We start from the raw sequence: 23942 nt of genomic DNA, 5'->3' as shown, positions 1-23942 counted from the left end.
GACCACTGAACAACAAGTTATAAATATATTACCATTTAGTTTTCTTTGGATCATATGGGTCATGTTTATAGTAATCTCCGTCACTTTTACCAGGATCACCTGAAACTGGACCATGCCCTTTATTCCAACTCTGTGATGTCTCAAAACGTATGGCTTGATGTGCTAAAACAAGTGGTCGCGACTCTTTTATTACCTGCTTTTCAGTCAAATTTCTCACCTTCCTAATCAGCCATTCTTTATAAAGAACAACAAAAAACTAATGTAATAGTGAACAAATAGTCTATTGGAACTATCTTATTCACTATTACATTATAAAGCGAAAAAGAGTTTATTAAAAGCTGATAATTTCGACATTAACTTGAGATATATGACAAAATTCGTATTTTAAAAAGAACAGAAGGGGATTAAGAAATTCAATGAATAGAACAAAACAAAAAAGCACAATCGGTGAAAAAATCACCAACCATGCCATTATTTATCATTATCATTCTGTAGCTTCCATTTATTAAATTCCAAAAACTCACGAAATTGCTCTTTTGAGACACCTGATTTCATCGCATCTTGTACAAGTTTTGTCCATTCAGAGTCAAGTTCCTTCGGATCTATATCATTTTCTTCATTTAGCAGAGTGTTAACAGATACACCAAGTACACCTGAAACTTTATCTAAAAATTGAACAGAAGGATTTGACTGGAGATTGCGTTCAATCGAACTTAAGTATGATTTTGCAACTCCTGCTCGCTCAGCTAGTTCAGATAGTGATAAATTTTTTTGCGTACGGTATTTTTTAATTCGTGGACCAATCACGTCAAGTCACCTTCCTTTGTTAGCATAAGTATAACATATAAAGAAGGTTTTAGTTTTATATGGAGAACAGAATTAAAAAAATTTACATTAATACGTAATCAATCTATAGCATTATTTAATTGTTGAGTGTGAGTTGCTTTTTGGGAGAAAAATTCTGTTATCTCGTCAACTGTAATCCCGACTTCAAGCGCTTCTAAAATTAACTCCACCCATTCATAATCAAGCTCCCCGTCATGTGTGATCTTTTCAACGATTTCCATATTCAACTATTCTCCTCCTAAAATACTAGCCTGTATTTCAGGCAGCCCAGCCATCATAGTATTCACTTTAGACCCGTGACTTTGCGTCCCTATTTTTCAATAAGTTTGCCCTTTAACTGATAGGAATGGCATTACCTGGTAATTTTATCTATCCAAAAGTCCTTTATGTACATCTAACTTTTTAACTATTCTTATTATAAAAAGGAATTTTCAGGAAGTGTGCAGAACGGTGTCGAGTGAAAAAATATTTTTATGAGTATATATATATATTGTGGATGTAACGATATATAGGTATTTGTGGCTATGTTTTACATATAAAAACACTTATTTAAATAGAGATTTAAATTATATTTTTTAAAGAGTAAATGCTATTTTTGTCGAACTATTTATACTTTTCAGTAAATTAAACAGAAGTGGAATCGATTGAAATTTCAACTCGAAGAAGACAAAGCAATTAGTCATTGCTTTGTCACACTACCCAAATATCGCCTTAGTCGTCAAATAAAATATCCCGCCATTTTGTATCGAAACACGAATCTCAGGTTCATATAGCTCCCGTAATGCTTCCTTCTCTAAATAATAGCAATCTGGCTTTTCCTCAATATCTTCATAAAAGTGATCTAAAAGCTTGAGATCCTCATTCCATCTTTGTCGTGCAGAATCTGCCCATGAATGATCTTGTGTTCGAATTGTTTGCTCAATAAAATTCTCAATTCGCTTTATCCCGCTTTGGGGTTTGATAAGTGGTGTCATATTAAAGCATAGATCCGGGATTTTTGGTGTTAGGTTAATCTTTTCTAGTTTGTCTTGAAAGTTTTCAACTAATGCTCCGCTTACAAGGTGTAGACCAATCGAGTAGAGATGATCTTTTTTCATATCACATTGATAGGAAACCATGATATTAACACCGAGCCATGGATGAAGGGGAACGTTTGCCCCAGTCGATTGAACTTTTTCGAATAAGCGAATATAGCTGCCAAGCTTTGTGGTTGATTGAAAGATTTGATGTAGACGAGGGGAGCCAAAATGCATAACTTCGCCCTTCAGGTCATTTGGAGCTTGCTGCTGATCAGTAATTAAGGTTAGTTTCATTGGGTTTGGGACACCATTTGTTTTTTCAAGGTAATGCCAATAGAAAGGTCTGTTCATTAACTCTTTGTCCATGTCAATTGTTAATTGAACCATCATGTAACCAGGTTTATTTTCGATAATGTCACAAGCATTTGCTGTAAAGAAATTTTCTAAGTAATTATGTATTTGCTCTTGTTGCATAAAAGGTCCACCTTTCATCAAGCATGTTAAGGATTTCCGCTTGCTGCTTTTCTTTGTTCCTGAGAATGATGTGCATAGTCAAGAATAGAAGTTAAGTTTTCCATTTTAATCTTCATTTCGCCATCACTTTTAGAATTGAGCAAAATGTCTTGGATGTGATCTTCGAAATTTTTAATTTCTAATTTTGTTAAAATTTCATCTAGTTCACCGATCACTTTTTCAAATAAATTAATTTTTTCATATAGTAACTTGAGAATGTGTTCTTCAACGGTATTTCTTGTTGCCATGTTGAAAATATGAACATCTTGTTCTTGTCCTAAGCGGTGAATACGACCGATCCGTTGTTCAAGTCTCATTGGATTCCATGGTAAATCATAGTTTATGATGTTGTGGCAAAATTGGAGGTTGATCCCTTCTCCGCCAGCTTCTGTTGCAATTAATACTTGTACACGATTTTTAAAGAGATCTTTCATCCAATCTTTTTTTCCGCGTTTGAAGCCACCGCGAAATGGTACAGATGTGATCCCGTTTTGCTGGAGAAACCATTGTAAATAAAATTGGGTGGCACGATATTCTGTGAAAATGATTACTTTATCATTTAATTTCTTAATAAGTTCAACAACCTTGAGTGCCTTTGTATTTTGTGTGACACCATCGATCGCCATCATAATATTTTTGATGACGTCATAAGATAAGATAGCTTCTTCACCCTCAGGACGATCAAGCATTTTCTTTAGTGTCATGTATACAGCTTCACGACTGCTGCATGCTTCACGTTGTAATGTCATAATTGAAAATGTATTTGCCGCATATTGAGAATGTGATTTTAATGCTGTGATTGTGTCATATAGATGCTGCTCAGTTTCTGAAAAATCAATAGGTATTGTCTCAACAACACGCTTCGGCCATTCGATTCCAGTATCTCCGCGACGATTTCGGATCATAACCTTGTTTACGAGCTCACGTAAATGTTCATGATCTTCCAATGAGCGATCTTTTGCAGAAAACGCTTCATTAAAAAATGCCTCATTTCCTAAGTGTCCAGGTTTTAATAATGATACAAGATTAAAAATTTCTTCAATTCTATTTTGAACAGGTGTTGCAGTTAGCAATAAACAATACTTCTTTTTTAAGTTTTGTACAAATTCATAGTTTTTCGTTTTATTATTTTTCAGTTTATGTGCTTCATCGATAATCACTAGATCATAAGATTGATCATAGACAATCTCTCGATGGGGACTCCGTTTTGCTGTATCAATTGAAGATACGACAACATCACAAGCTTCCCAGACATAGCTTTTCTTTTGCTCTACAGCCGGAATAAAAAATTTCTCATTTAATTCACGGGCCCATTGGGACACAAGTGAGGCAGGCACTAAAATTAATATCTTTTTAACAAGTCCGCGAATCATATATTCTTTTAAAATTAACCCTGCTTCGATTGTTTTACCTAATCCCACTTCATCAGCTAAAATGGCTTTTCCGTTCATTTTTTCAACCACTCTTTGAGCAACTTCTAATTGATGTGGGAGCGGTGTGAAATGAGGAAGATGCTTTGGTGCTTGTAAACCTTCAAAAGATGGTACAGCTGAATATTGCTGAACTTCATAAGAAAGTTTATAAAGCTCCCAGTTTGACCATGGTCCATCATTTTCCAGCTTTTCAAAAAAACCATCCTGCCAAGATGAATCAAAGGTAGTCTTTACATTCATTTTAATGACAGTCCTTTCTTTTTTATGATGTAATGTTCATCATTTGGTTAGAAAAAGTAGAAGTGAAATGAATATCATGTTAATTTTGATGAAAAGACGAACGTTATATATGAAAATATAATAAATCATTAAGGAAAAATGTATTGCCGAAAGTCTATGTGCATGGTAGGATGTTAAGTAAGTTCTACAATGCTTATCTTTCAGGTAGATGAAGCATTGACGTTAGTTTTTTTGTTTACTTTAATGTCTAAAATGTCTGAATGTCGATTTAAACTGTTTTTTAAGTATTACCAATTTGAAAACAAAATATGTGCGGGTGAGAATAAGGGGAGAGACTATATGTTCGTGGTATAGCGCCGAAGGAGCAAACAATTGTGAATCTCTCAGGCAAAAAGACTCTTATTTGACGCAGCTCTGGAGAGTGTTTGCAATTAGTTGCAAACTACCAAAGGGGAAAGCCTTTTGTGGGACGGTATGCTTATTTAGTTATTTAGATTGAGCATAAAGCTTAACTAGATAGCTAGGATAAGCACACTGTATTCCAATTTTACATAAGGTAAACTTTCAGGTTAAAAGGACAGAGACTTCCAAATGATAATGTGGGAGTACTATGTCCTTTTTTTGTCTGAAATTTTAAGTAATTTAGTGAGTTTCCATGGATTTAAAAATAGAAGGGAGTATCTCCAATATGACAGAGTTAAAACGAACACCTTTATATGAAGTGTATAAAAACTATGGTGCTAAGACGATTGATTTTGGCGGCTGGGATTTACCAGTACAGTTTTCTTCTATTAAAGCAGAACATGAAGCAGTTCGTCATCATGCTGGGTTGTTTGATGTTTCTCATATGGGTGAAGTTGAGGTGCTTGGGGAAGGTAGTCTTGCTTTCTTGCAAAAAATCGCGACAAATGATGTGTCATTACTTAAAGATGGCGGCGCGCAATATACAGCAATGTGCTATGAAGATGGTGGCACTGTTGATGACTTACTCATCTATAAAAAAGCAGACAATAATTATTTACTCGTAATAAATGCATCGAATATTGAAAAAGATGTAGAGTGGCTCTGTTCGCATGTATTTGGAGATGTAACCGTTAGGAATATTTCAAATGAAATCGCCCAGCTGGCACTCCAAGGACCACTTGCCGATAAAATTCTGCAAAGCTTAACGGATACGGATTTATCTGAAATCAAATTCTTTAAATTTAAAGATGCTGTTAAAGTAGCTGGTGTTAATTCATTAGTTTCAAGAACAGGTTATACAGGTGAAGACGGCTTTGAAATATATTGTGCTTCAGAGGATGCAAAGCTGCTTTGGGTAAAAATATTGGAAGCCGGTAAAGAAGACGGTGTCCTCCCATGTGGATTAGGTGCACGTGATACATTACGATTTGAAGCAAATCTTCCATTGTATGGGCAAGAGCTTTCAAAAGATATTACACCGATTGAGGCTGGTATCGGGTTTGCTGTCAAACCAAATAAGGAAGCTGATTTTATTGGGAAAGCTGTATTAAAAGAACAAAAAGAAAAGGGTCCTGAACGTAAATTAGTAGGGATTGAATTAATAGATAAAGGCATTCCGCGTCATGGCTACGAAGTGTTTGTTGATGGAGAGCAAATTGGTTTTGTTACAACAGGAACACAATCTCCTACCTTAAAGAAAAATATTGGCGTCGCTTTATTAAAAGCTGATTTTACAGATTTAGGTACAGAGGTCGAAGTACAGATTCGTAAAAAGAGATTAAAAGCAGTGGTTGTAGCAACGCCATTTTACAAGCGTCAAAAATAATATGTTCAACAAGTAAAAAAGAGTAATCATCTAACTATGAGAGGGGTTCACAAGTAATGAAACATCGTTATTTACCTATGACGGAACAAGATAAACAGGAAATGCTGCAAACAATTGGCGTAGATTCTGTTCATGAATTGTTTCAAGATATTCCAGAAAAAGTTCGTTTTCAGGGTGAGTACAACATTAAAAAGGCAAAATCTGAAACCGAGTTGTTAAAAGAATTATCACAATTAGCAGCTATGAACAAAGATTTACGAAGTAATGTGTCATTTTTAGGTGCCGGTGTTTATGACCATTACATGCCTGTTATTGTCGATCATGTCATTTCCCGTTCAGAATTTTATACAGCATATACACCTTATCAGCCTGAAATTTCTCAAGGTGAGCTTCAAGCGATATTCGAATTCCAAACGATGATTTGTGAGCTTACTGGAATGGATGTGGCAAACTCATCAATGTATGATGGGGGAACATCGTTAGCAGAAGCGGCTATGCTTGCTGCTGGTCAGACGAAAAAGAAGAAAATTCTCGTTTCTCAAGCTGTAAATCCTGAATCTCGTGATGTGATTAAAACATATGCGAGTGGTCAATACATTGAAGTTGTTGAGATACCATTAAAAGATGGTGTGACTGATTTAGAGGCTCTTCAAAAAGAAATGAATGATGATGTTGCGGCTGTTCTCGTTCAATATCCAAACTTTTTTGGTCATATTGAGCCTTTAAAAGAGATTGAACCAATTGCTCATACGGGTAAAAGTATGTTTATCGTTTCTTCTAATCCATTAGCATTAGGCGCTTTAACACCACCTGGAGCATTAGGTGCAGATATTGTTGCTGGTGATGCTCAACCATTTGGAATACCAACTGCATTTGGTGGACCTCACTGTGGTTATTTTGCAGTAACAAATAAGCTTCTTAGAAAAGTTCCAGGACGCCTTGTGGGTCAAACAACAGATGAAAATGGGAAGCGCGGTTTTGTTTTAACCCTTCAGGCTCGCGAGCAACATATTCGTCGTGATAAAGCGACTTCTAATATTTGTTCTAACCAAGCGTTAAATGCATTAGCTGCATCTGTCGCTATGACTGCACTTGGGAAACAAGGTGTGAAAGAAATGGCTATTCAAAATATCCAAAAAGCCAATTATGCAAAAAAGGCTTGTCAAAAAGCAGGATTAAATGTTCCATTTGCACAGCCAATTTTTAATGAATTTGTTGTGAAGCTATCAAAACCAGTTCGTGAAGTAAATAAAAAGCTGTTAGAAAAAGGAATCATCGGTGGTTTTGATTTAGGAAAAGTTTATCCTGAACTTGAAAATCATATGTTGATCGCTGTTACTGAATTACGTACAAAAGAAGAGATCGATACATTTGTGAAGGAATTGGGGGATGGCAATGAGTAATCAAGATCAAGCATTAATATTTGAAATAAGTAAACCAGGCCGTGTAGGGTATAGCTTACCAGAGCTTGAAGTTGAAGCACTCTCATTAGACGAACTGATTCCTTCTGATTATATTCGCAAGTTTGAAGCGGAGTTACCTGAGGTTTCAGAGCTAGATATAATGAGACATTATACGGCTTTATCAAAACGTAATCACGGAGTTGACTCTGGTTTTTATCCATTAGGTTCTTGTACGATGAAGTACAATCCTAAAATAAATGAAAATGTTGCTCGTTTGGCTGGTTTTGCACATATTCATCCATTACAAGAGGAAGAAACAGTTCAAGGTGCTATGGGATTATTATTCGATCTTCAGCAGCATTTAAAAGAAATCACTGGCATGGACGAAGTGACTCTTCAACCTGCTGCAGGAGCACATGGTGAGTGGACAGGCTTAATGATGATTCGTGCGTATCATGAAGCAAATAACGATACGAAACGAACAAAAGTTATTGTTCCTGATTCAGCACATGGTACGAATCCGGCTTCTGCAACAGTAGCAGGCTTTGAAACAATTACAGTAAAATCAGATGAAAATGGTCTAGTAGATTTAGAAGATTTAAAACGTGTTGTGGGGGAAGATACAGCAGCCTTAATGCTAACAAATCCAAACACACTTGGTTTGTTTGAAGCAAATATTTTGGAAATGGCAAAAATTGTCCACGATGCAGGTGGGAAGTTATATTATGATGGTGCGAACCTTAACGCAGTACTAAGCAAAGCTCGACCGGGAGATATGGGTTTTGATGTTGTCCATCTTAACCTTCATAAAACATTTACAGGTCCACATGGCGGTGGTGGTCCAGGTTCGGGTCCTGTTGGTGTTAAAGCAGACCTTATTCCATATTTACCAAAACCTGTACTCGTGAAAACAGAAGAAGGCTATCAATTTGATTACAATCGACCACAGTCGATTGGTCGTGTGAAGCCATTTTACGGAAATTTTGGCATTAATGTGCGTGCCTATACGTATATTCGGACAATGGGTCCTGACGGGTTAAAAGCTGTAACCGAGTATGCTGTTTTAAATGCGAACTACATGATGCGCAGACTGCAGCCGTTTTATGATCTGCCATTTAATCAGCATTGTAAGCATGAATTTGTGTTATCAGGTAAACGTCAAAAGAAACTTGGTGTTCGTACACTTGATATCGCTAAACGTTTACTAGATTTCGGCTATCATCCGCCAACAATTTATTTTCCTCTAAATGTTGAAGAATGTATTATGATTGAACCAACAGAGACAGAGTCGAAAGAAACACTTGATTCCTTTATCGACGCAATGATCCAAATTGCGAAAGAAGCGGAAGAAACACCTGAAGTCGTTCAAGAAGCACCACATACAACGGTTGTAAAACGTCTTGACGAAACAACAGCTGCTAGAAAACCAATATTAAGATATCAAAAATAAATTGAAAAACTGACTTATGTAGGGAGAACCTTACAATAAGTCAGTTTTTTTGTGTTTCTTTGCCGAATTGCAAAGGAAACACAAACATTATGACTAGTTTTTAGAAGCTTTGTCGACTAGGAGGAAAACAGTCCAACCTATGAAGAATAAATAAAATAAGAAAAAATAAAAAGAAGGTTGGTGGATAGATTGGCGATCAAATATGTAACAATATCAAAGGCAGCATCCTTAATTGGAGAAAAAACGTATCTTTTGAAAGAATGGGAAAATGAATTTCCTGAATTCCTTTCTATAAAAAGAGATGAGAAAAACAACACACGTTTACTTACATCAAAAAATATTGAAACACTAAGAAAGATTAAGTCGTTTAAGGACAGCAATATGGATGTACAAACGATTAAGCAGCTCTTGCAGAATCAAACTGTAGAAAGAACGAATGTGAAAACCGCTATAGTCGAAAATGAAGTGAAAGATATCAAAGAATCCCTCTCAAAAATTACTGCATTTATTGAATCATCAGATGTTCAGAAGATGTTAAAGATTGATGCACGCTTAAAGGAAATCGAACAAAATGTTGTATTCTCTGTCAGTCATCAAATCAATGAAACAGCTAAATTGCAAACTGAGGTAGCAAGAATTGAATTTGCAGATGTTCAAGAAATGATCTCTAATTTATCCGTTCATTCTGAAGCAGAACGTGAAATGTATAAAGAGGAAATTGAAACAGAACGAAAAGTCCTTAAAAGAGAAATTCATCGTGAACGGGAGTTTATTAAAAGACAAACAGATGATAGAGAGGAACGTTTCTTAGCTTTTGTTAAACAGCATCAAGACAGACAAGAACGTATTAAACTCGAACAGAGATCTGGATTCTCTTTTATTAAACAAATGATCGGATTCGCAAAATAATTAATTAAACAAAAATAAGGTCACATCCGAATGTAAAGAATAGGGTGTGACCTTAATCTTTAGTTTTTCTTCTTGATTTTCCCTGTCCAGCCTTTAAAGCCGCCTTTTAGACAGTTTAAATCTCCATAACCTTTCCGTTTTAGCATTTGAGCTGCACGGCCGCTGCGTACTGTGTTTTGGCAGTATAAGTATACTGGCTGGTCTGAACGGATTTCTTTATAGCGTTGACGTAGCTGTGATAATGGAATGTTTCTTGCCCCTAAAATATGCCCGCCTTCAAATTCGTTTGGTTCACGTACATCAATAAGCTGTGCTTTGCGATAACCACCGCGAAATTCTTCTTCTGTTAAATGTTTCATTATTTTTCTTTGATAGAAAAAAGTAAATGCAGAGTAACTAATTAGCGCTGCGGCTAAAATGATTAAAAACCAAGTTGATGATGTCAAAGTGCTCGACCCCTTTTTATGTTGTAATTCTTGATTGATTGATCAAATGAACGCTATTGTAGACCTATATTATTATATAAGAGCTTGTCTTAAATGTCATTAGATAATATGCAAGATTATTTTCATCTAAGCAAACTTCTGCTAGACTTACAAGAGTGAAAATCTTTATAAAGAAGGGTTACTAAATGACGAAAGAAGTTTGGCGTTATATTGATTCAGGTAATTGTTCACCAGCCTTTAATATGGCTCTGGATGAAGCGTTATTAGAATGGCATAGTAAAGGGGAGATTCCACCGACCATTAGATTTTATGGCTGGAATCCTGCAACACTCTCAATCGGTTATTTTCAAAAAGCGGAAAAAGAAATTAATCTAGAAGCAGTAAAAAAGTATGGACTAGGCTTTGTAAGAAGACCAACAGGTGGACGTGGAGTCCTTCATGATAACGAACTTACATATAGTGTAATCGTATCAGAAGAGCATCCTGACATGCCTAAAACGGTCACTGAAGCATACCGAGTGATATCTGAAGGGATTTTAGAGGGATTTAAAAATTTAGGACTTGATGCGTATTTTGCGATTCCAAGGACAGATGAGGAAAAGCAAGGATTAAAATCACCTCGTTCTGCGGTTTGCTTTGATGCACCTTCATGGTATGAGCTTGTTGTAGAGGGAAGAAAAGTTGCTGGCAGTGCACAGACACGTCAAAAAGGTGTTATTTTGCAGCATGGATCTATCTTGCTTGACCTTGATGAGGATATGTTGTTTGATTTATTTCATTATTCCAGTGACAGGGTGCGAGAACGAATGCAGCGTGCCTTTAAAAATAAAGCAGTTGCAACTAATATGCTTCGCGAAAAACCAGTTACGATAGATGAAGCGAAAAAGGCTTTTAAAGAAGGTTTTGAGAAAGGCTTAAATATTGAATTAGAGTCATATGAGTTAACACCTGAAGAGCTTGAATTCGTTGAGAAAATTGCTAAAGAGAAGTATGAAAGTGATGAGTGGAATTTTAAAAGGTAAAATAGGATAAGTAAGAAGACGTAATCTAAGGGATGCGTCTTCTTCATCATGCGTGCAAAAAAAGGATGAATTTTTTTGGGGGAATTTCGACAAAAATATTGAGAACCTTAATAAATCAACAAAAGATCACAAATGAAATTGCGCAAGTGACAAAATTCTTCAAAATTCCTCATTTTTTTGAATAAATCCTATTAAACCTCATCTTTTCTGTCTTTTTTAGTAAGTTATTGATTTGACAAATTGGTAAAATGTTGACCTAAAAACTATATGTAGTATTATATAATAAAACCTAGACACTATATATTGAATTGTTCTGTGAGATATGGTAAGTTTAATCAGAACATTTAATAGAGAGATAGATAGAGGAGTTGTGACAATGACTGTTGGTACTGAGCAAAAAATGAGCGTAAACGTGGAGAAACTCAATAAAGATATTAAAGCATTCCCACAAGTTCATCCAATTACAGAGGATATGAAATTAACACATAAGGGTGTATCAAGACTTGTTATGCTTGATCGTTATACGTTTAAGGATACGGAGAAAATCACCTTATCTGAAGGAGACTTTGTTGTCCTGACAATAAAAGAGGATCCTAAGTTTCCTGCGCGTGGTCTTGGTTATATTAAAGAAATTGACTGGGAGGCTAAGACAGCAAGTGTACTTGTAGACGAAGAGTATCGTCATTCTTTGGATAAACCTGAAGAAGTAGAAACAGGTACGGTGAAACGCTCATTAGACGTCATTGAAAAACCGCTTGAAATCTTTTACGAACAAATTGCAAAACGTAATGCAACGGGATTAGCATCGGTTGAAAAAACGGAAGAGAAACGTAAAGAATGGTTCGAGAAGTTTTATCAAGAACTCGTTCATTTAAACTTTATTCCAGCAGGACGTGTCTTATATGGAGCAGGTGCTGGGACAGATGTAACATATTTTAATTGCTATGTTATGCCATTTGTACAAGATTCACGTGAAGGCATTTCTGAGCACCGTAAGCAGGTCATGGAAATCATGAGTCGTGGTGGCGGTGTTGGAACAAATGGTTCAACTTTACGTCCACGTAACACATTAGCACGCGGCGTAAATGGGAAATCATCAGGATCTGTATCATGGTTAGATGATATTGCGAAACTTACACATCTTGTTGAGCAAGGTGGATCACGAAGAGGCGCACAAATGATCATGCTAGCGGACTGGCATCCTGACATCATTGAATTCATCATCTCAAAAATGCAAAATCCAAGAATTTTACGTTATTTAATCGAAAACACAAACGATGAATCGATTAAAAAATACGCTCAAGATAAATTGAAATTTAAGCCGCTATCACAGCAGGAAATTGATATGTATCAAGGGATTGTAAACTATAAGCACATTCCTGGAACAGGTGGCTTTAGTGAAAAAGTGATTAAAGATGCTGAATTGAAGCTGCGAACAGGCGGAACTTACAGTGTCCATAACTCTGAGTTTTTAACAGGAGCAAACATCTCCATTACATTAACGAAAGATTTTATGGAAGCAGTTGAAAATGACGCTGATTATGATTTAAGATTCCCAGATGTTGAAGGCTATAATGAACAACAGATGAAAGCCTACAATGAGAACTGGCATAAAGTCGGCGATGTACGTGAATGGGAAAAACAAGGTAATAAAGTTAGAACATATCGTAAAATCAAAGCAAAAGAACTTTGGAATCTCATTAATATTTGTGCGACATATTCAGCAGAACCAGGTATTTTCTTTATTGATAACGCGAACGATATGACAAATGCTAAAGCATATGGTCAACAAGTTGTTGCGACAAATCCATGTGGAGAACAGCCTCTAGCACCATTCTCTGTATGTAACCTTGCTGCAGTGAATTTAGCTGAAATGGCTAACAAAGAATCAAAAACAGTAGACTTCGAAAAGCTAAGAAAAACGGTTGAAGTCGGTGTTAGAATGCAGGACAACGTAATCGATGCAACTCCATACTTCTTAGCAGAAAATAAAAAGCAGGCACTTGGTGAACGCCGCGTCGGTTTGGGTGTAATGGGTCTGCATGACCTCCTCATTTACTGTGAAACAGAATATGGTTCAGAAAAAGGAAATGAGCTTGTTGATAAAGTATTTGAAACAATCGCAACAACAGCTTACCGTGCATCAATTGAATTAGCAAAAGAAAAAGGAAGCTTTCCTTTCTTAGTTGGTGAAAGTGAAGCTGATACGAATCGTCTTCGCGAAGCATTTGCACAAACTGGCTATATGAGTAAGATGCCTGCTGATATTTTAGAGGGTGTAAAAGAATACGGAATCCGAAATTCACATTTACTAACTGTTGCTCCTACGGGATCTACTGGGACAATGGTCGGCGTTTCAACTGGCCTTGAACCATACTTCTCATTCTCTTACTTCCGCAGTGGCAGATTAGGGAAATTCATTGAGGTAAAAGCTGATATTGTTCAAGAATATTTAGATCAACACCCAGAAGCTGATCCTAATAACCTTCCTTCATGGTTTGTATCAGCGATGGAATTAGCTCCAGAAGCACATGCTGATGTCCAATGTGTCATCCAGCGTTGGATTGACAGCTCAATTAGTAAAACAGTTAATGCTCCAAAAGGCTATACTGTAGAACAAGTTGAAAAAGTGTATGAACGTTTATATAAAGGTGGTGCCAAAGGTGGTACTGTCTATGTTGACGGAAGTCGTGATTCACAAGTTCTGACATTAAAAGCTGAAGAAAACACATTTGAGGAAACAGAAGAAGAAGTGAATCAAGAAAAAGGAAAAGTTGTTCTTGTTGATACTATTAACGATCTTCGTTCAACAAATGTCACAATTGGAAATGAAGTAGGAAATACATGTCCAGTTTGTCGTGAAGGTACTGTAGAAGATCTTGGCGGCTGTAATACGTGCACTAGTTGTGGTGCACAGCTTAAGTGTGGACTATAAAAAGTCTTCTAAAAGGGTCTGACATTGTCAGACTCTTTTTTTCGTAAATGACATGTTTTCCTTTACACATAAATGGAAGGTGAGTACCGAACATCATAACAATTGCTTGCATTTTTTCAAAAGACGCAACGGAACATTCTTACCTAATGAATGATTCGAAAAGTCCTAACTGATTTCAAAACCTTGTATTACGGGACAATCTCATGTAAAATTGACATGATTTCGGTAAAAAAAGATCGGCAATTTGGAGGCGACCTCATGCCAACACCAAGCATGGAAGATTATATTGAACAAATATACATACTTATTGAAGATAAAGGATATGCACGTGTTTCTGATATTGCAGAAGCATTAGCTGTTCACCCCTCATCAGTAACGAAAATGGTACAAAAATTAGATAAAGATGAATACTTAATTTATGAGAAATATCGTGGGCTTGTTTTAACCAATAAAGGTAAAAAAATTGGGAAGCGACTTGTTTATCGTCATGAGTTACTTGAACAGTTTTTAAAAATTATCGGGGTTGACGAAGATAAAATTTATAATGATGTTGAAGGAATTGAGCATCATTTAAGCTGGAATGCCATTGATCGTATTGGTGATCTTGTTCAGTACTTTGAAGAAAGTGAACAAAGGGTTCATACATTGCGCAGTATCCAAAAAAAGAATGAAGAACAATAACAAAAAATGCCTGCTAAAGTAAAAAAGATCTACTTTAGCAGGCATTTTTTATTTAGGTATTTTCTAAGAGATATTGCTTTTAAAAACGAAAACTATTTAAGGTTGATTGGAGCAGATTGCGAGACTCCTGCGGGATAGGTGAGACTCATGCAGGCGTTTACGCCGAGGAGGCTCACCGCCCGCCCCGCGGTCATCGTGCACCTCTCGCTGCAATCAACCACAACGCACTACTTGGTAAATAGCAACAAAGTTTGCGAAAACACCCTTTATTTAAGTCCTATATTGCTGCTTTTTTGAAATGGGTCTATTTTTTTCCTTTTGCTCTTACACTATAAAGGAGGAGTGGCGGAAGGAGGAAAGTTATGTATATCGATGGTGTGTTTTCAGGTGGGGGAATCAAAGGCTTTGCTCTGATTGGTGCTTATCAAGCAATTGAACAAAAGGGATATACATTCAAACGAATAGCTGGAACGAGTGCAGGCTCAATCATTTCAGCATTTATTATTGCTGGTTATACAGCGGATGAAATTTTAAAAATGATGGAAGAAGTTGACTTAAAAGAATTTTTAGATGAGAGAAAATCATTTTTACCTTTCTCTCTCACAAAATGGATGTCCTTATACTGGAAGCTCGGTTTATATAAAGGGGTTAAGCTGGAGGAATGGTTACTAACAAAACTAAGAGAGAAAGGAATATCAACATTTGCTGATATTCCAAACGGTTCCTTAAGAGTCATTGCCTCAGATTTAACGAACGGGCGAATGATCGTATTGCCAGATGACCTTCCTAAATACGGAATACACCCTGCTTCATTTTCAGTAGCACGAGCTGTTCGGATGAGTTGCAGCTTACCATATTTTTTTGAGCCAGTTCGACTAGCATCATCAACTGGTACGAATATTATTGTAGATGGTGGAGTACTTAGTAATTTCCCAATTTGGTTGTTTTATCAAAATAAAAAGTCAATAAAAAAAAGGCCAGTTCTTGGCATTAAACTAAGCTATAATGAACAAGAACGACCGAAAAGGAAGATTAATAATGCGATTGAAATGTTTAGCGCCCTTTTTGATACAATGAAGGATGCACATGACGAAAGACATATCTCAAGCAGGCACGAAAAGGATATTATTTTTATTCCTGTCGAACATATCGTTTCGACTGAAATGGAAATAACAGCAGAAAAAAAACTAGCCCTTATCGAGCTAGGAAGAAGTAGAACGAATGATTTTCTAAAGAGTTGGACGCTTTAGAAAAACGCTCTGTTTTTCTTTTTGCCTTTTTTTCCTTCAATCACCGTTAAATGTGATGGTTGTTTTTTCTTTTTTATAGCAGAGGTTTTTGTCGCTTTTTTAGCCTGTGAAATGTTTCTGATAGTAGAAACACGGTTATTTCTCTCGTTAAATCGTCTTTTGGATCTCTTTGCTGCCTTTGCATAAGAAGAATATTCTGTACCCATTTTCTTTTTGAAAAATAGACGGTAGATAAGATAAATAACTCCAGCAATTGCAGCATATATTGCAATTTGTTTTAATAGCCACATTGGATTAGTAACCAAAGTTGTTATTAGTCCAATTGCACCTAATAAAATAATTGCCAAGACGATCCCATTCATCACACGACGATTCATTTAAAACACCTCCAAGAAAAGATACCAATCAATGAAAACTTACATTAAACAATTTGTTCTGCAGCTTTTGTCTCTGTTTCTTTTTCTAAGCGCATCAGCTCGTTAAAGCTTGCAATAGCAACCTCAACTTGATCATTTGTCGGTTCCTTTGTTGTTAATAATTGTAACCACAGACCTGGATAGCCTAAGAAACGTAATACTGGGACATCACGAAGTTTATTCGTTAGCTGTAATACTTCAAATGAAATCCCGAGTACTACTGGTATTAATGCTAAGCGGTTTACAATACGTAGCCAAAATGGATCTGTTGGAACAAGGGTATAAATGAACATACCAACAATGACAGTAAATAAAATAAAGCTGCTTCCACATCTATAATGTAATCTTGACATGCTTTGAACATTTTCTACTGTTAGATCTAGGTTATTTTCATACGTATTAATGACTTTATGTTCAGCTCCGTGGTATTGAAAAACACGTCTGATTAAAGGTGTAAAGGATATAGCATATATATATGCTAGTAATAACAATAATTTGAAGGCACCTTCGATGAGAATTTGCCCAAAATCTGATGGTACAAGCGGACGCATAAATTCAGCTAAGAATACGGGGAGGAGTGTGAAAATTACTTTTCCAAAGAAAAAGGAGATAACCCCTACAGCTGCAATGCCGAGCCACATCGTGAGTTTTGAATCACTCTTCTTTTTTTCTTCGATAATCTTTTCATCATCCTCAGGATTCACTTCAAACCGCTCTGTTGCAAAGTTTAAGTGTTTTGAGCCATTTGCACTTGCTTCGATGATCGCAATGATACCTCGTAAAAAGGGAATCTTTTTTAACTTTGATAAAAGAGGTTGAGTTTTCCTTGGTAAATGAAAATAATCAATTGTATGATCATTTCTTCGTATAGCTGTTACATAATGATGCTTGCCACCGAACATAACGCCTTCAATAACAGCTTGCCCGCCATATGCAGGCTTGGTTTGATTTGACATGTGACACCAACCTATCTATTCTGATTCTTATGTTAAGAAATAAAGTATATCTATTATCTCTATAATACAGAATTTATAAGGAAACCTCTAGAGTGTTATTCAGAATAGAATGAGTTTACATGACTTTTTAACAATCATTTTTGGAAAGTCATTTATCAAGTTGAAATATTTTCCTTTATTTACATTATACCCATGCATTCAGTTACTAGACATGTAATTTTTATTCTTGTAAAAAACTTGGTAAAAAACATGTCTTTAGAAAAAATGGACATAGTAGTAATGGAGGTGTAGGTTTATGGCAGATCATAAAAAAACAGAAGAGGAACATAACAGCGAGAAAGATAATCCAAACCTTGAACAAAACAAAAAAGAACAACCTATTTCGCAAATTGGTAAAGTCATTGTAATCGGTTTTGTTGGCGGTGTGTTTTGGAGCTTATTGGCCTATCTTGCATCTATACTCAATTTCACTGAAGTTAGCCCCAATCTCCTTCTTCAGCCAATTGCCCTAGGGGACTGGAAGGAGGGACCAATAGGGAACTTCATCAGCATTGTTCTTATTGGGATTATTTCTATTGGAGTGGCATTGGTTTATTATGCGATTCTAAAGCGTTTTACATCAATGTGGGTAGGGATTGTTTTTGGAGCATTGTTGTGGGGACTTGTCTTTTTTTTACTAAATCCAATATTTCCAAATTTGAAAACGGTTTTTGAATTATCCCGTGCAACAATTTTGACAACAGTTTGTCTATATGTTTTATATGGAGTTTTTGTCGGTTACTCCATTTCATTTGATTATAATGAGCTAAATACGAGTCAAGATCACAAATAGGAAAACATAGTATCAAAGTGTTTAGATATGGTAGAATGTTCATTACATGAACATTCTTTTTTGTATTTTCAAAAAGTTTTTAATGATACTTATTTATTGTTGATTTTTGAAAAGAGGTGCAACCTAAAATTATGAAATTTTTAGTCATTAACGGACCAAATCTTAATCGACTTGGTTTACGTGAGCCTGCAATTTATGGATCAAAAACATTAACAGACTTAGAAAAGGATTTATTTGCATTTTGTGAAACAGAAATGATTGAAGTCACTTGTTTCCAATCAAATCATGAAGGGGATATTATTGATTCTATTCATGAAGCGGAACATCAATTTGATGGAATTGTTTTAAATCCTGGTGCATTTACACATTATAGTTATGCGATTAGAGACGCAATTGCAAGCATAACACTGCCAGTTGTTGAAGTACATATATCAAACGTTCATGCACGAGAAGAGTTTCGTCATACATCAGTAACGGCTCCTGTTACAATTGGTCAAATTATTGGTCTTGGTTTTAAAGGCTACGAGCTAGCGATGCTCGCATTAAAAGAGCGATTAGGAGGGAAACAGAAATGAAGCTAGAAAAAATTCGTAATCGGTTTAAAGAATTATCAATTGATGGACTATTAATCACTAGTGAATTTAATCGTAGATATATGACAGCTTTTACTGGGACAGCTGGTGTTGCGGTTATCTCTGAAGAAAAGGCGGTTTTTATTACAGACTTTCGCTATACTGAACAAGCAGCTAAGCAGATTGAAGGATATGAGATTGTTAAACATTCAGGACCAATTATAGAAGAAGTTGCGAATATCGTTTCCAAATTAGGTATTAAAAAGCTAGGGTTTGAACAGGACCATCTAACATATCAAACGTATTCTTCTTATAAACAGGTATTATCACAAACAGAATTTATCCCAGTTTCAGGTGCAGTAGAAAAGTTACGCTTGATTAAGTCACCAGCAGAGATTAAGATATTAAAGGAAGCAGCCCTGATTGCTGACGCTGCGTATAAACATATATTATCGTATGTGAAACCTGGGTTAAAAGAAATTGAAGTTGCAAATGAACTTGAATTTTTTATGAGAAAAAATGGTGCTGTATCATCATCCTTTGATATTATTGTTGCTTCAGGCTACCGTTCTGCCTTACCTCATGGGGTAGCAAGTGACAAAGAAATTGAAAAAGGTGATTTTGTTACGCTTGATTTTGGTGCATACTACAAAGGATATTGTTCAGATATCACAAGGACGTTTGCTGTTGGCCAACCAAGTGAAGAGTTGCAGAAGATTTATTCCATCGTTCTAGAGGCACAATTACGCGGTATGAACGGAATTAAACCAGGGATGACAGGGAAAGAGGCAGATGCCCTGACACGTGATTATATAACAGAACAAGGATATGGGGAATACTTTGGACATTCGACAGGTCATGGTTTAGGTATGGAAGTCCATGAAAGTCCAGCCTTATCGTCTAGATCTAATACAATCCTTGAGCCTGGTATGGTTGTGACTGTTGAACCGGGAATTTATGTAGCAGGTCTCGGCGGCGTAAGAATTGAAGATGATATTGTCATCACAGATACAGGAAATGAGGCACTAACTCATTCACCAAAAGATCTGATTATTTTATAATTGGGAGACATAGTCTTTACATAGAAAAGAGGGTTATATCAATAATCGATAATAGCCTCATGTTTTCAATCCCATATTTATAGTATTTTAGGAGGATTTTTTCATGATTTCAGTTAACGATTTTCGTACAGGATTAACAATTGAGGTTGATAACGGCATTTGGCGTGTTATGGATTTCCAACACGTAAAGCCTGGTAAAGGTGCAGCGTTTGTTCGTTCAAAACTTCGTAATCTACGCACAGGAGCTGTTCAAGAAAAAACGTTCCGTGCTGGTGAAAAAGTAGCGAAAGCTCAAATTGAAACACGTAGAATGCAATATCTATATGCAAATGGTGATCAACATGCATTCATGGATACAGAAACATATGATCAAATTGAATTGCCATCATCACAAATAGAATACGAATTAAAATTTTTAAAAGAAAACATGGAAGTTCAAATCATGATGTTTGGAACGGAAACATTAGGAGTTGAGCTGCCAAACACAGTTGAATTAGAAGTTACTGAAACTGAACCAGGTATTAAAGGTGATACTGCTTCAGGCGGTACGAAACCAGCAACTTTAGAAACTGGGCTTACTGTTCAAGTGCCATTCTTTATTAACCAAGGTGATCGCCTTATTATTAACACATCAGAGGCTTCTTACGTTTCACGGGCTTAAATCTAAACATATAAAAAGAGATGCAAATTTTGCATCTCTTTTTTGCATTTAATCAGTAGTCGGGTAGGGATTGTGTTGGTGGGCTGGAATCTGTTCTGTTTTTGTTTCGCAAATGTGCAATCGTTAGTCACATCACTGCTGCTTATCATCACTAAACGAAGTTTTTCTTTCTCTAACCAAGTTTTAAACCATCCCTTTATCAATTGCTTTTATCAATGCTTTAGCCGTTTTTTTTAACTCCGCTACGATTATCCTCTATATATTCTTCAGCAATACCTCTAATTTCAAGAATACATTCCGGAGCATGTTTACATACACTTAATAATCCTTTTAATATTCGTCCTCGATGTTTTCCGTCCCATATTAAAAGTGAATCCTTTAGAATTGGAAATGCTGCAAGTGCCTCTTTCTTACCAGATTCTGCAAAGTTACAAATAGTTTGAACAGAATAATCTCGTACAATTGTACTTTTATCAGTTGTAATAAGTTCTTTTATTATTGGCATGACTTTAGAAATTTGCTCTGTTATGTATGGAGTTATTAATGATATTGCATGAATCGCTTCCCAGCGGACTCGTGTTGTTTTTATGGATAGTAAAGGGATCAAATAATCAAAATAAGGGACTACTAATTCGGGTTTCACTTCAGCTATTTTTGTTAATACTTCCGCACAATCTCCAACCAACGCTTTGTCTTTACTTTTTAAGCCTTCTTTAATCTCATCTAATAAAGATGGATTTTCGATGCATTCATTTGCAATATTTCGATTTCCTTCTTCCGTTTTCTCACCTAATTTCGATGATAGTTTGGAAATGATGGTCATCCTTCCACACCTCATTAGTTTCAAAATGATTGTTAACGTTTTTTTTCTTTAAAAATATTGGTACAAACCGCTTTAATAAGCAGTTTAATTATATTTCTTTAAACCTTCTTTGTCTAAAATTCCTCTTTAAAGCATATGGTGTACAAACCGTATTTGAGGAGGAGCACATGAAACGTTTATTTTCCCATATAGATTCTACTGTTTTAACTATGGCTGGTTTGCGTTTTTTATCTGCATCGATCGAATTAACTGCAGCAATCTTAATGTTAATGTTAAATGATGTAAAAAAAGCTGTAACGATTAATTCTTTATTAGCAATTGTAGGACCAATTATTTTTATCGCAACAATGACAATTGGGATTTTTCAGATTGCTGATCAATTATCATACGCAAAATTGCTCTTTATTGGACTTGGAGTGTTCTTTATATTGTTTGGAATTTATAAATAATTATTGTTGCAGAAGGGGAGGAAATCATCATGACAATTAAGTCATGAATGTGGTCAAGCATGCATACATTGAAAATAACGAAAAGTCTAATAGGAGGAAGCGACATGAAAGAAATGTTAGATATGCTTCCAGAATCAATCAGTACCCAAATATTGAAGCTACATCCTTCTAGTTTGGCCAGAATGGAAGAAATCCGGATTCGTGTAATGAAACGTGTTGAGGTCATCATTTCAGGTAAGCCTGTGTTTCTTTCCTATGTAACAACCTATGAGGACTCAATTAATTTACTTAATGAGCTTAGCCACTATTCGATTTATACATTGGAAGAAGAATTAAAAAAAGGTTATATAACGGTTCGTGGCGGGCATCGAGTCGGTCTTTCTGGAAGAGTCATTACAGAAGATGGACGAGTTAAAGCAATTCGTGACGTCACATCATTTAATATAAGAATTGCTAAAGAGAAGGTAGGGATCGCAGAGAGATATGTTCCATACCTATTTCAAGAAAAGTGGATGAATACATTAATTATCGGTCCCCCGCAAACAGGGAAGACAACATTGCTTAGAGATTTTGCAAGAGTTATCAGCAGTGGTTTTCAGCACATTGAATCAAGAAAGGTTGGAATTGTGGATGAACGTTCTGAAATAGCTGGATGTGTAAAAGGTGTGCCACAACATCAGCTTGGAGAACGAATCGATGTTCTTGATGCATGTCCGAAGGCTGAAGGTATGATGATGATGATTCGTTCAATGAGTCCAGACGTATTAATCGTAGATGAAATTGGTACAAAAGAAGATGCAGAAGCTGTAATGGAAGCTGTCCATGCCGGGGTGCAGCTATTTGTTACTGTACATGGTTATCGAGTTTCTGAACTCTTAAAGCGTCCTACATTAAAGATGTTAATCGAATCAAATGTGTTTGATCGGTTTATTGAATTATCTAGAAAAGACGGCCCAGGAACCGTACAACAAATTCTTAATCAGCATGGTCAGCATTTTAATTTAGAAAGAAGTGTGACCTAAAATGATCAAGTGGATGGGTGCAATATTTATCATAATCGCAACAACATGGGCAGGTTTTGAAGCTGCAAAACATTTAAGTGCTAGAACTAGACAGCTAAGGCAGCTAAAGGTTGCACTGCAATCGTTAGAAGCTGAAATTATGTATGGACATACATCATTAATCGTTGCAGCTCAAAACATATCGAAACAATTACCAAATCCATTATCACAGCTTTTTGAGACCTTTGCAGCAAAACTTATCAAGGGACATACAAGTGTAAAGGGTGCATGGGAGGAGAGTCTTGAAGACGTTTGGCGCTTCACTGCCTTTAAACAAGGAGAATATGAGGTCTTAAAACAATTCGGAGAAACTCTTGGTCAGCATGATCGTATCTCACAACAAAAGCATATTAAGCTAGCATTGTCGCATTTGGAAAGAGAGGAAGCTGATGCGATTGATCGGCAAAATCGTTACGAACGAATGATGAAAAGTTTAGGAGTATTAACAGGGCTGCTCTTAGTCATTTTATTGATGTAGAAGTTGAAGGGAGTTCGTTGCAATGGGCGTAGATATTAATACGATCTTTCAAATTGCCGGGATAGGAATCGTCGTTGCATTCCTTCACACAATTTTAGATCAAATGGGAAAAAAAGAATATGCACAATGGGTCACACTTATAGGCTTTATTTACATTTTGTTCATGGTTGCATCAATTGTTGATGATCTATTCAATAAGATAAAATCGGTCTTTCTGTTTCAGGGGTAGGGGGGGCTTCTTATCGAAATCATACAAATCGTCGGACTTGGGCTGATTGCAACCTTTCTTGCATTAATTGTAAAAGAACAAAAGCCTACCTTTGCTTTTATGCTAGTTGTGTTTGTTGGTTGTGTCATCTTTTTATTTTTAGTAGACCAGGTATATGAAATTATAAGAATGGTAGAACGAATTGCAATAAATGCAAGTGTTAATCTCATCTATGTTGAAACAATTTTAAAAATAATTGGGATTGCTTACATTGCAGAGTTTGGGGCACAAATTACAAAAGATGCAGGACAAGGTGCAATTGCTTCAAAAATAGAATTAGGAGGCAAAATTCTGATTCTTACAATGGCGATCCCGATCTTAACTGTCATTATTGAAACAGTGCTTGGGATGATCCCTGGAACATAGAAGAATAAGTCGCTTCAACATGCTCTGTTCAATGTTACAACTAATATCACTCTTTATTATGTA

Annotated in this window: 26 protein-coding genes and 2 riboswitches; of the genes, 17 read left to right on the top strand and 9 right to left on the bottom strand. The window is 36.1% G+C overall.

Annotated features, from left to right (window positions below; all coding sequences use genetic code 11):
- Positions 1-28: 28 nt before the first annotated feature.
- The 5 genes from GMB29_RS19280 to GMB29_RS19260 form a co-directional block, all read right to left on the bottom strand.
- Positions 29-208 carry a hypothetical protein gene (locus GMB29_RS19280; protein WP_136353059.1) on the bottom strand — a complete coding sequence of 60 codons (180 nt, stop codon included), beginning with the start codon at positions 206-208 and terminating at the stop codon, positions 29-31.
- A 263-nt stretch (positions 209-471) separates the two neighbouring features.
- On the bottom strand, positions 472-807 hold the full coding sequence (locus GMB29_RS19275; protein WP_136353057.1) for a helix-turn-helix domain-containing protein: 336 nt from the start codon (positions 805-807) through the stop codon (positions 472-474).
- A 98-nt stretch (positions 808-905) separates the two neighbouring features.
- A complete protein-coding gene (locus tag GMB29_RS19270) occupies positions 906-1067 on the bottom strand; it encodes an anti-repressor SinI family protein (RefSeq protein ID WP_136353381.1) in 162 nt (53 codons plus the stop codon).
- A 37-nt stretch (positions 1068-1104) separates the two neighbouring features.
- Positions 1105-1187: riboswitch (cyclic di-GMP riboswitch) on the bottom strand.
- Between the two features lie 354 nt (positions 1188-1541).
- Entirely contained in the window at positions 1542-2339 is a 798-nt protein-coding gene (locus tag GMB29_RS19265; protein WP_136353055.1) for a YqhG family protein, read from the bottom strand.
- A gap of 26 nt (positions 2340-2365) precedes the next feature.
- On the bottom strand, positions 2366-4051 hold the full coding sequence (locus GMB29_RS19260) for a DEAD/DEAH box helicase (protein ID WP_136353053.1): 1686 nt from the start codon (positions 4049-4051) through the stop codon (positions 2366-2368).
- Between the two features lie 316 nt (positions 4052-4367).
- Positions 4368-4460, top strand: a riboswitch (glycine riboswitch).
- Between the two features lie 279 nt (positions 4461-4739).
- On the opposite strand from GMB29_RS19260, the gene gcvT reads away from it, so the two are divergent.
- The 4 genes from gcvT (at position 4740) to GMB29_RS19240 (ending at position 9602) form a co-directional block, all read left to right on the top strand.
- Positions 4740-5840: a glycine cleavage system aminomethyltransferase GcvT gene (gene gcvT / locus GMB29_RS19255; RefSeq protein ID WP_136353051.1), complete on the top strand. Its 1101-nt coding sequence runs from the start codon at positions 4740-4742 to the stop codon at positions 5838-5840.
- Positions 5841-5896: 56 nt separating this feature from the next.
- The gene (gene gcvPA / locus GMB29_RS19250; protein ID WP_136353049.1) at positions 5897-7243 is read left to right on the top strand and encodes an aminomethyl-transferring glycine dehydrogenase subunit GcvPA; all 1347 of its coding nucleotides are present in this window, start codon (positions 5897-5899) and stop codon (positions 7241-7243) included.
- Complete coding sequence (gcvPB, locus tag GMB29_RS19245) at positions 7236-8693, top strand: aminomethyl-transferring glycine dehydrogenase subunit GcvPB (RefSeq protein WP_136353047.1); 1458 nt, start codon at positions 7236-7238, stop codon at positions 8691-8693. Before gcvPA ends, gcvPB begins: the two co-directional genes overlap by 8 nt.
- A 189-nt stretch (positions 8694-8882) precedes the next feature.
- Complete coding sequence (locus tag GMB29_RS19240) at positions 8883-9602, top strand: MerR family transcriptional regulator (protein WP_168733821.1); 720 nt, start codon at positions 8883-8885, stop codon at positions 9600-9602.
- A gap of 59 nt (positions 9603-9661) precedes the next feature.
- On the opposite strand, the gene GMB29_RS19235 is transcribed toward GMB29_RS19240, so the two are convergent.
- Positions 9662-10048 (bottom strand): rhodanese-like domain-containing protein, encoded by a 387-nt coding sequence (locus tag GMB29_RS19235; protein ID WP_227551393.1) that lies wholly within the window; start codon positions 10046-10048, stop codon positions 9662-9664.
- 185 nt (positions 10049-10233) lie between these two features.
- On the opposite strand from GMB29_RS19235, the gene GMB29_RS19230 reads away from it, so the two are divergent.
- The 4 genes from GMB29_RS19230 to GMB29_RS19215 all read left to right on the top strand — a co-directional run bounded on the left by GMB29_RS19230 (position 10234) and on the right by GMB29_RS19215 (position 15936).
- Positions 10234-11070: a lipoate--protein ligase family protein gene (locus GMB29_RS19230; RefSeq protein ID WP_136353043.1), complete on the top strand. Its 837-nt coding sequence runs from the start codon at positions 10234-10236 to the stop codon at positions 11068-11070.
- 376 nt (positions 11071-11446) lie between these two features.
- Positions 11447-14005 carry a vitamin B12-dependent ribonucleotide reductase gene (locus tag GMB29_RS19225; protein WP_136353041.1) on the top strand — a complete coding sequence of 853 codons (2559 nt, stop codon included), beginning with the start codon at positions 11447-11449 and terminating at the stop codon, positions 14003-14005.
- Between the two features lie 258 nt (positions 14006-14263).
- Positions 14264-14686: a transcriptional regulator MntR gene (mntR, locus tag GMB29_RS19220; RefSeq protein WP_136353378.1), complete on the top strand. Its 423-nt coding sequence runs from the start codon at positions 14264-14266 to the stop codon at positions 14684-14686.
- A gap of 362 nt (positions 14687-15048) precedes the next feature.
- The gene (locus tag GMB29_RS19215; protein ID WP_136353039.1) at positions 15049-15936 is read left to right on the top strand and encodes a patatin-like phospholipase family protein; all 888 of its coding nucleotides are present in this window, start codon (positions 15049-15051) and stop codon (positions 15934-15936) included.
- Here GMB29_RS19215 and GMB29_RS19210 read toward each other — a convergent pair.
- Positions 15933-16313 carry an SA1362 family protein gene (locus tag GMB29_RS19210; protein WP_136353037.1) on the bottom strand — a complete coding sequence of 127 codons (381 nt, stop codon included), beginning with the start codon at positions 16311-16313 and terminating at the stop codon, positions 15933-15935. The two genes, GMB29_RS19215 and GMB29_RS19210, sit on opposite strands and share 4 nt — an antisense overlap.
- A gap of 44 nt (positions 16314-16357) precedes the next feature.
- On the bottom strand, positions 16358-17308 hold the full coding sequence (locus tag GMB29_RS19205; RefSeq protein ID WP_136353035.1) for a DUF1385 domain-containing protein: 951 nt from the start codon (positions 17306-17308) through the stop codon (positions 16358-16360).
- Between the two features lie 295 nt (positions 17309-17603).
- Here GMB29_RS19205 and GMB29_RS19200 point away from each other — a divergent pair, with 295 nt between their 5' ends.
- The 4 genes from GMB29_RS19200 to efp all read left to right on the top strand — a co-directional run bounded on the left by GMB29_RS19200 (position 17604) and on the right by efp (position 20434).
- The gene (locus tag GMB29_RS19200; protein ID WP_136353033.1) at positions 17604-18140 is read left to right on the top strand and encodes a YqhR family membrane protein; all 537 of its coding nucleotides are present in this window, start codon (positions 17604-17606) and stop codon (positions 18138-18140) included.
- A gap of 131 nt (positions 18141-18271) precedes the next feature.
- A complete protein-coding gene (gene aroQ, locus GMB29_RS19195) occupies positions 18272-18715 on the top strand; it encodes a type II 3-dehydroquinate dehydratase (RefSeq protein ID WP_406600280.1) in 444 nt (147 codons plus the stop codon).
- Positions 18712-19773, top strand: coding sequence for a M24 family metallopeptidase (locus tag GMB29_RS19190; RefSeq protein ID WP_136353031.1), 1062 nt, complete (start codon positions 18712-18714; stop codon positions 19771-19773). The genes aroQ and GMB29_RS19190 overlap by 4 nt, the downstream gene beginning before the upstream one ends.
- A gap of 103 nt (positions 19774-19876) precedes the next feature.
- Positions 19877-20434, top strand: coding sequence for an elongation factor P (gene efp / locus GMB29_RS19185; protein ID WP_136353029.1), 558 nt, complete (start codon positions 19877-19879; stop codon positions 20432-20434).
- Positions 20435-20654: 220 nt separating this feature from the next.
- Here efp and GMB29_RS19180 read toward each other — a convergent pair whose 3' ends face one another.
- Positions 20655-21257 (bottom strand): HEAT repeat domain-containing protein, encoded by a 603-nt coding sequence (locus tag GMB29_RS19180; RefSeq protein WP_136353027.1) that lies wholly within the window; start codon positions 21255-21257, stop codon positions 20655-20657.
- 167 nt (positions 21258-21424) lie between these two features.
- Between GMB29_RS19180 and GMB29_RS19175 the strand changes: the two genes are divergently transcribed.
- The 5 genes from GMB29_RS19175 to spoIIIAD all read left to right on the top strand — a co-directional run bounded on the left by GMB29_RS19175 (position 21425) and on the right by spoIIIAD (position 23879).
- Positions 21425-21706 carry a YqhV family protein gene (locus GMB29_RS19175; RefSeq protein ID WP_136353025.1) on the top strand — a complete coding sequence of 94 codons (282 nt, stop codon included), beginning with the start codon at positions 21425-21427 and terminating at the stop codon, positions 21704-21706.
- A 104-nt stretch (positions 21707-21810) separates the two neighbouring features.
- A complete protein-coding gene (spoIIIAA, locus tag GMB29_RS19170) occupies positions 21811-22728 on the top strand; it encodes a stage III sporulation protein AA (RefSeq protein WP_136353023.1) in 918 nt (305 codons plus the stop codon).
- A 1-nt stretch (position 22729) separates the two neighbouring features.
- Positions 22730-23245, top strand: coding sequence for a stage III sporulation protein SpoIIIAB (gene spoIIIAB / locus GMB29_RS19165; protein ID WP_136353021.1), 516 nt, complete (start codon positions 22730-22732; stop codon positions 23243-23245).
- Between the two features lie 22 nt (positions 23246-23267).
- Complete coding sequence (spoIIIAC, locus tag GMB29_RS19160) at positions 23268-23474, top strand: stage III sporulation protein AC (RefSeq protein ID WP_111614118.1); 207 nt, start codon at positions 23268-23270, stop codon at positions 23472-23474.
- Between the two features lie 12 nt (positions 23475-23486).
- On the top strand, positions 23487-23879 hold the full coding sequence (gene spoIIIAD / locus GMB29_RS19155) for a stage III sporulation protein AD (protein ID WP_227551763.1): 393 nt from the start codon (positions 23487-23489) through the stop codon (positions 23877-23879).
- The last annotated feature ends 63 nt before the right edge of the window (positions 23880-23942 follow it).

The sequence above is a fragment of the Metabacillus sediminilitoris genome, assembly GCF_009720625.1.
Lineage (GTDB): Bacteria > Bacillota > Bacilli > Bacillales > Bacillaceae > Metabacillus > Metabacillus sediminilitoris.
The sequence above is the reverse complement of the archived record's forward strand: the minus strand, read 5'-3'. Positions and strand labels throughout refer to the sequence as shown.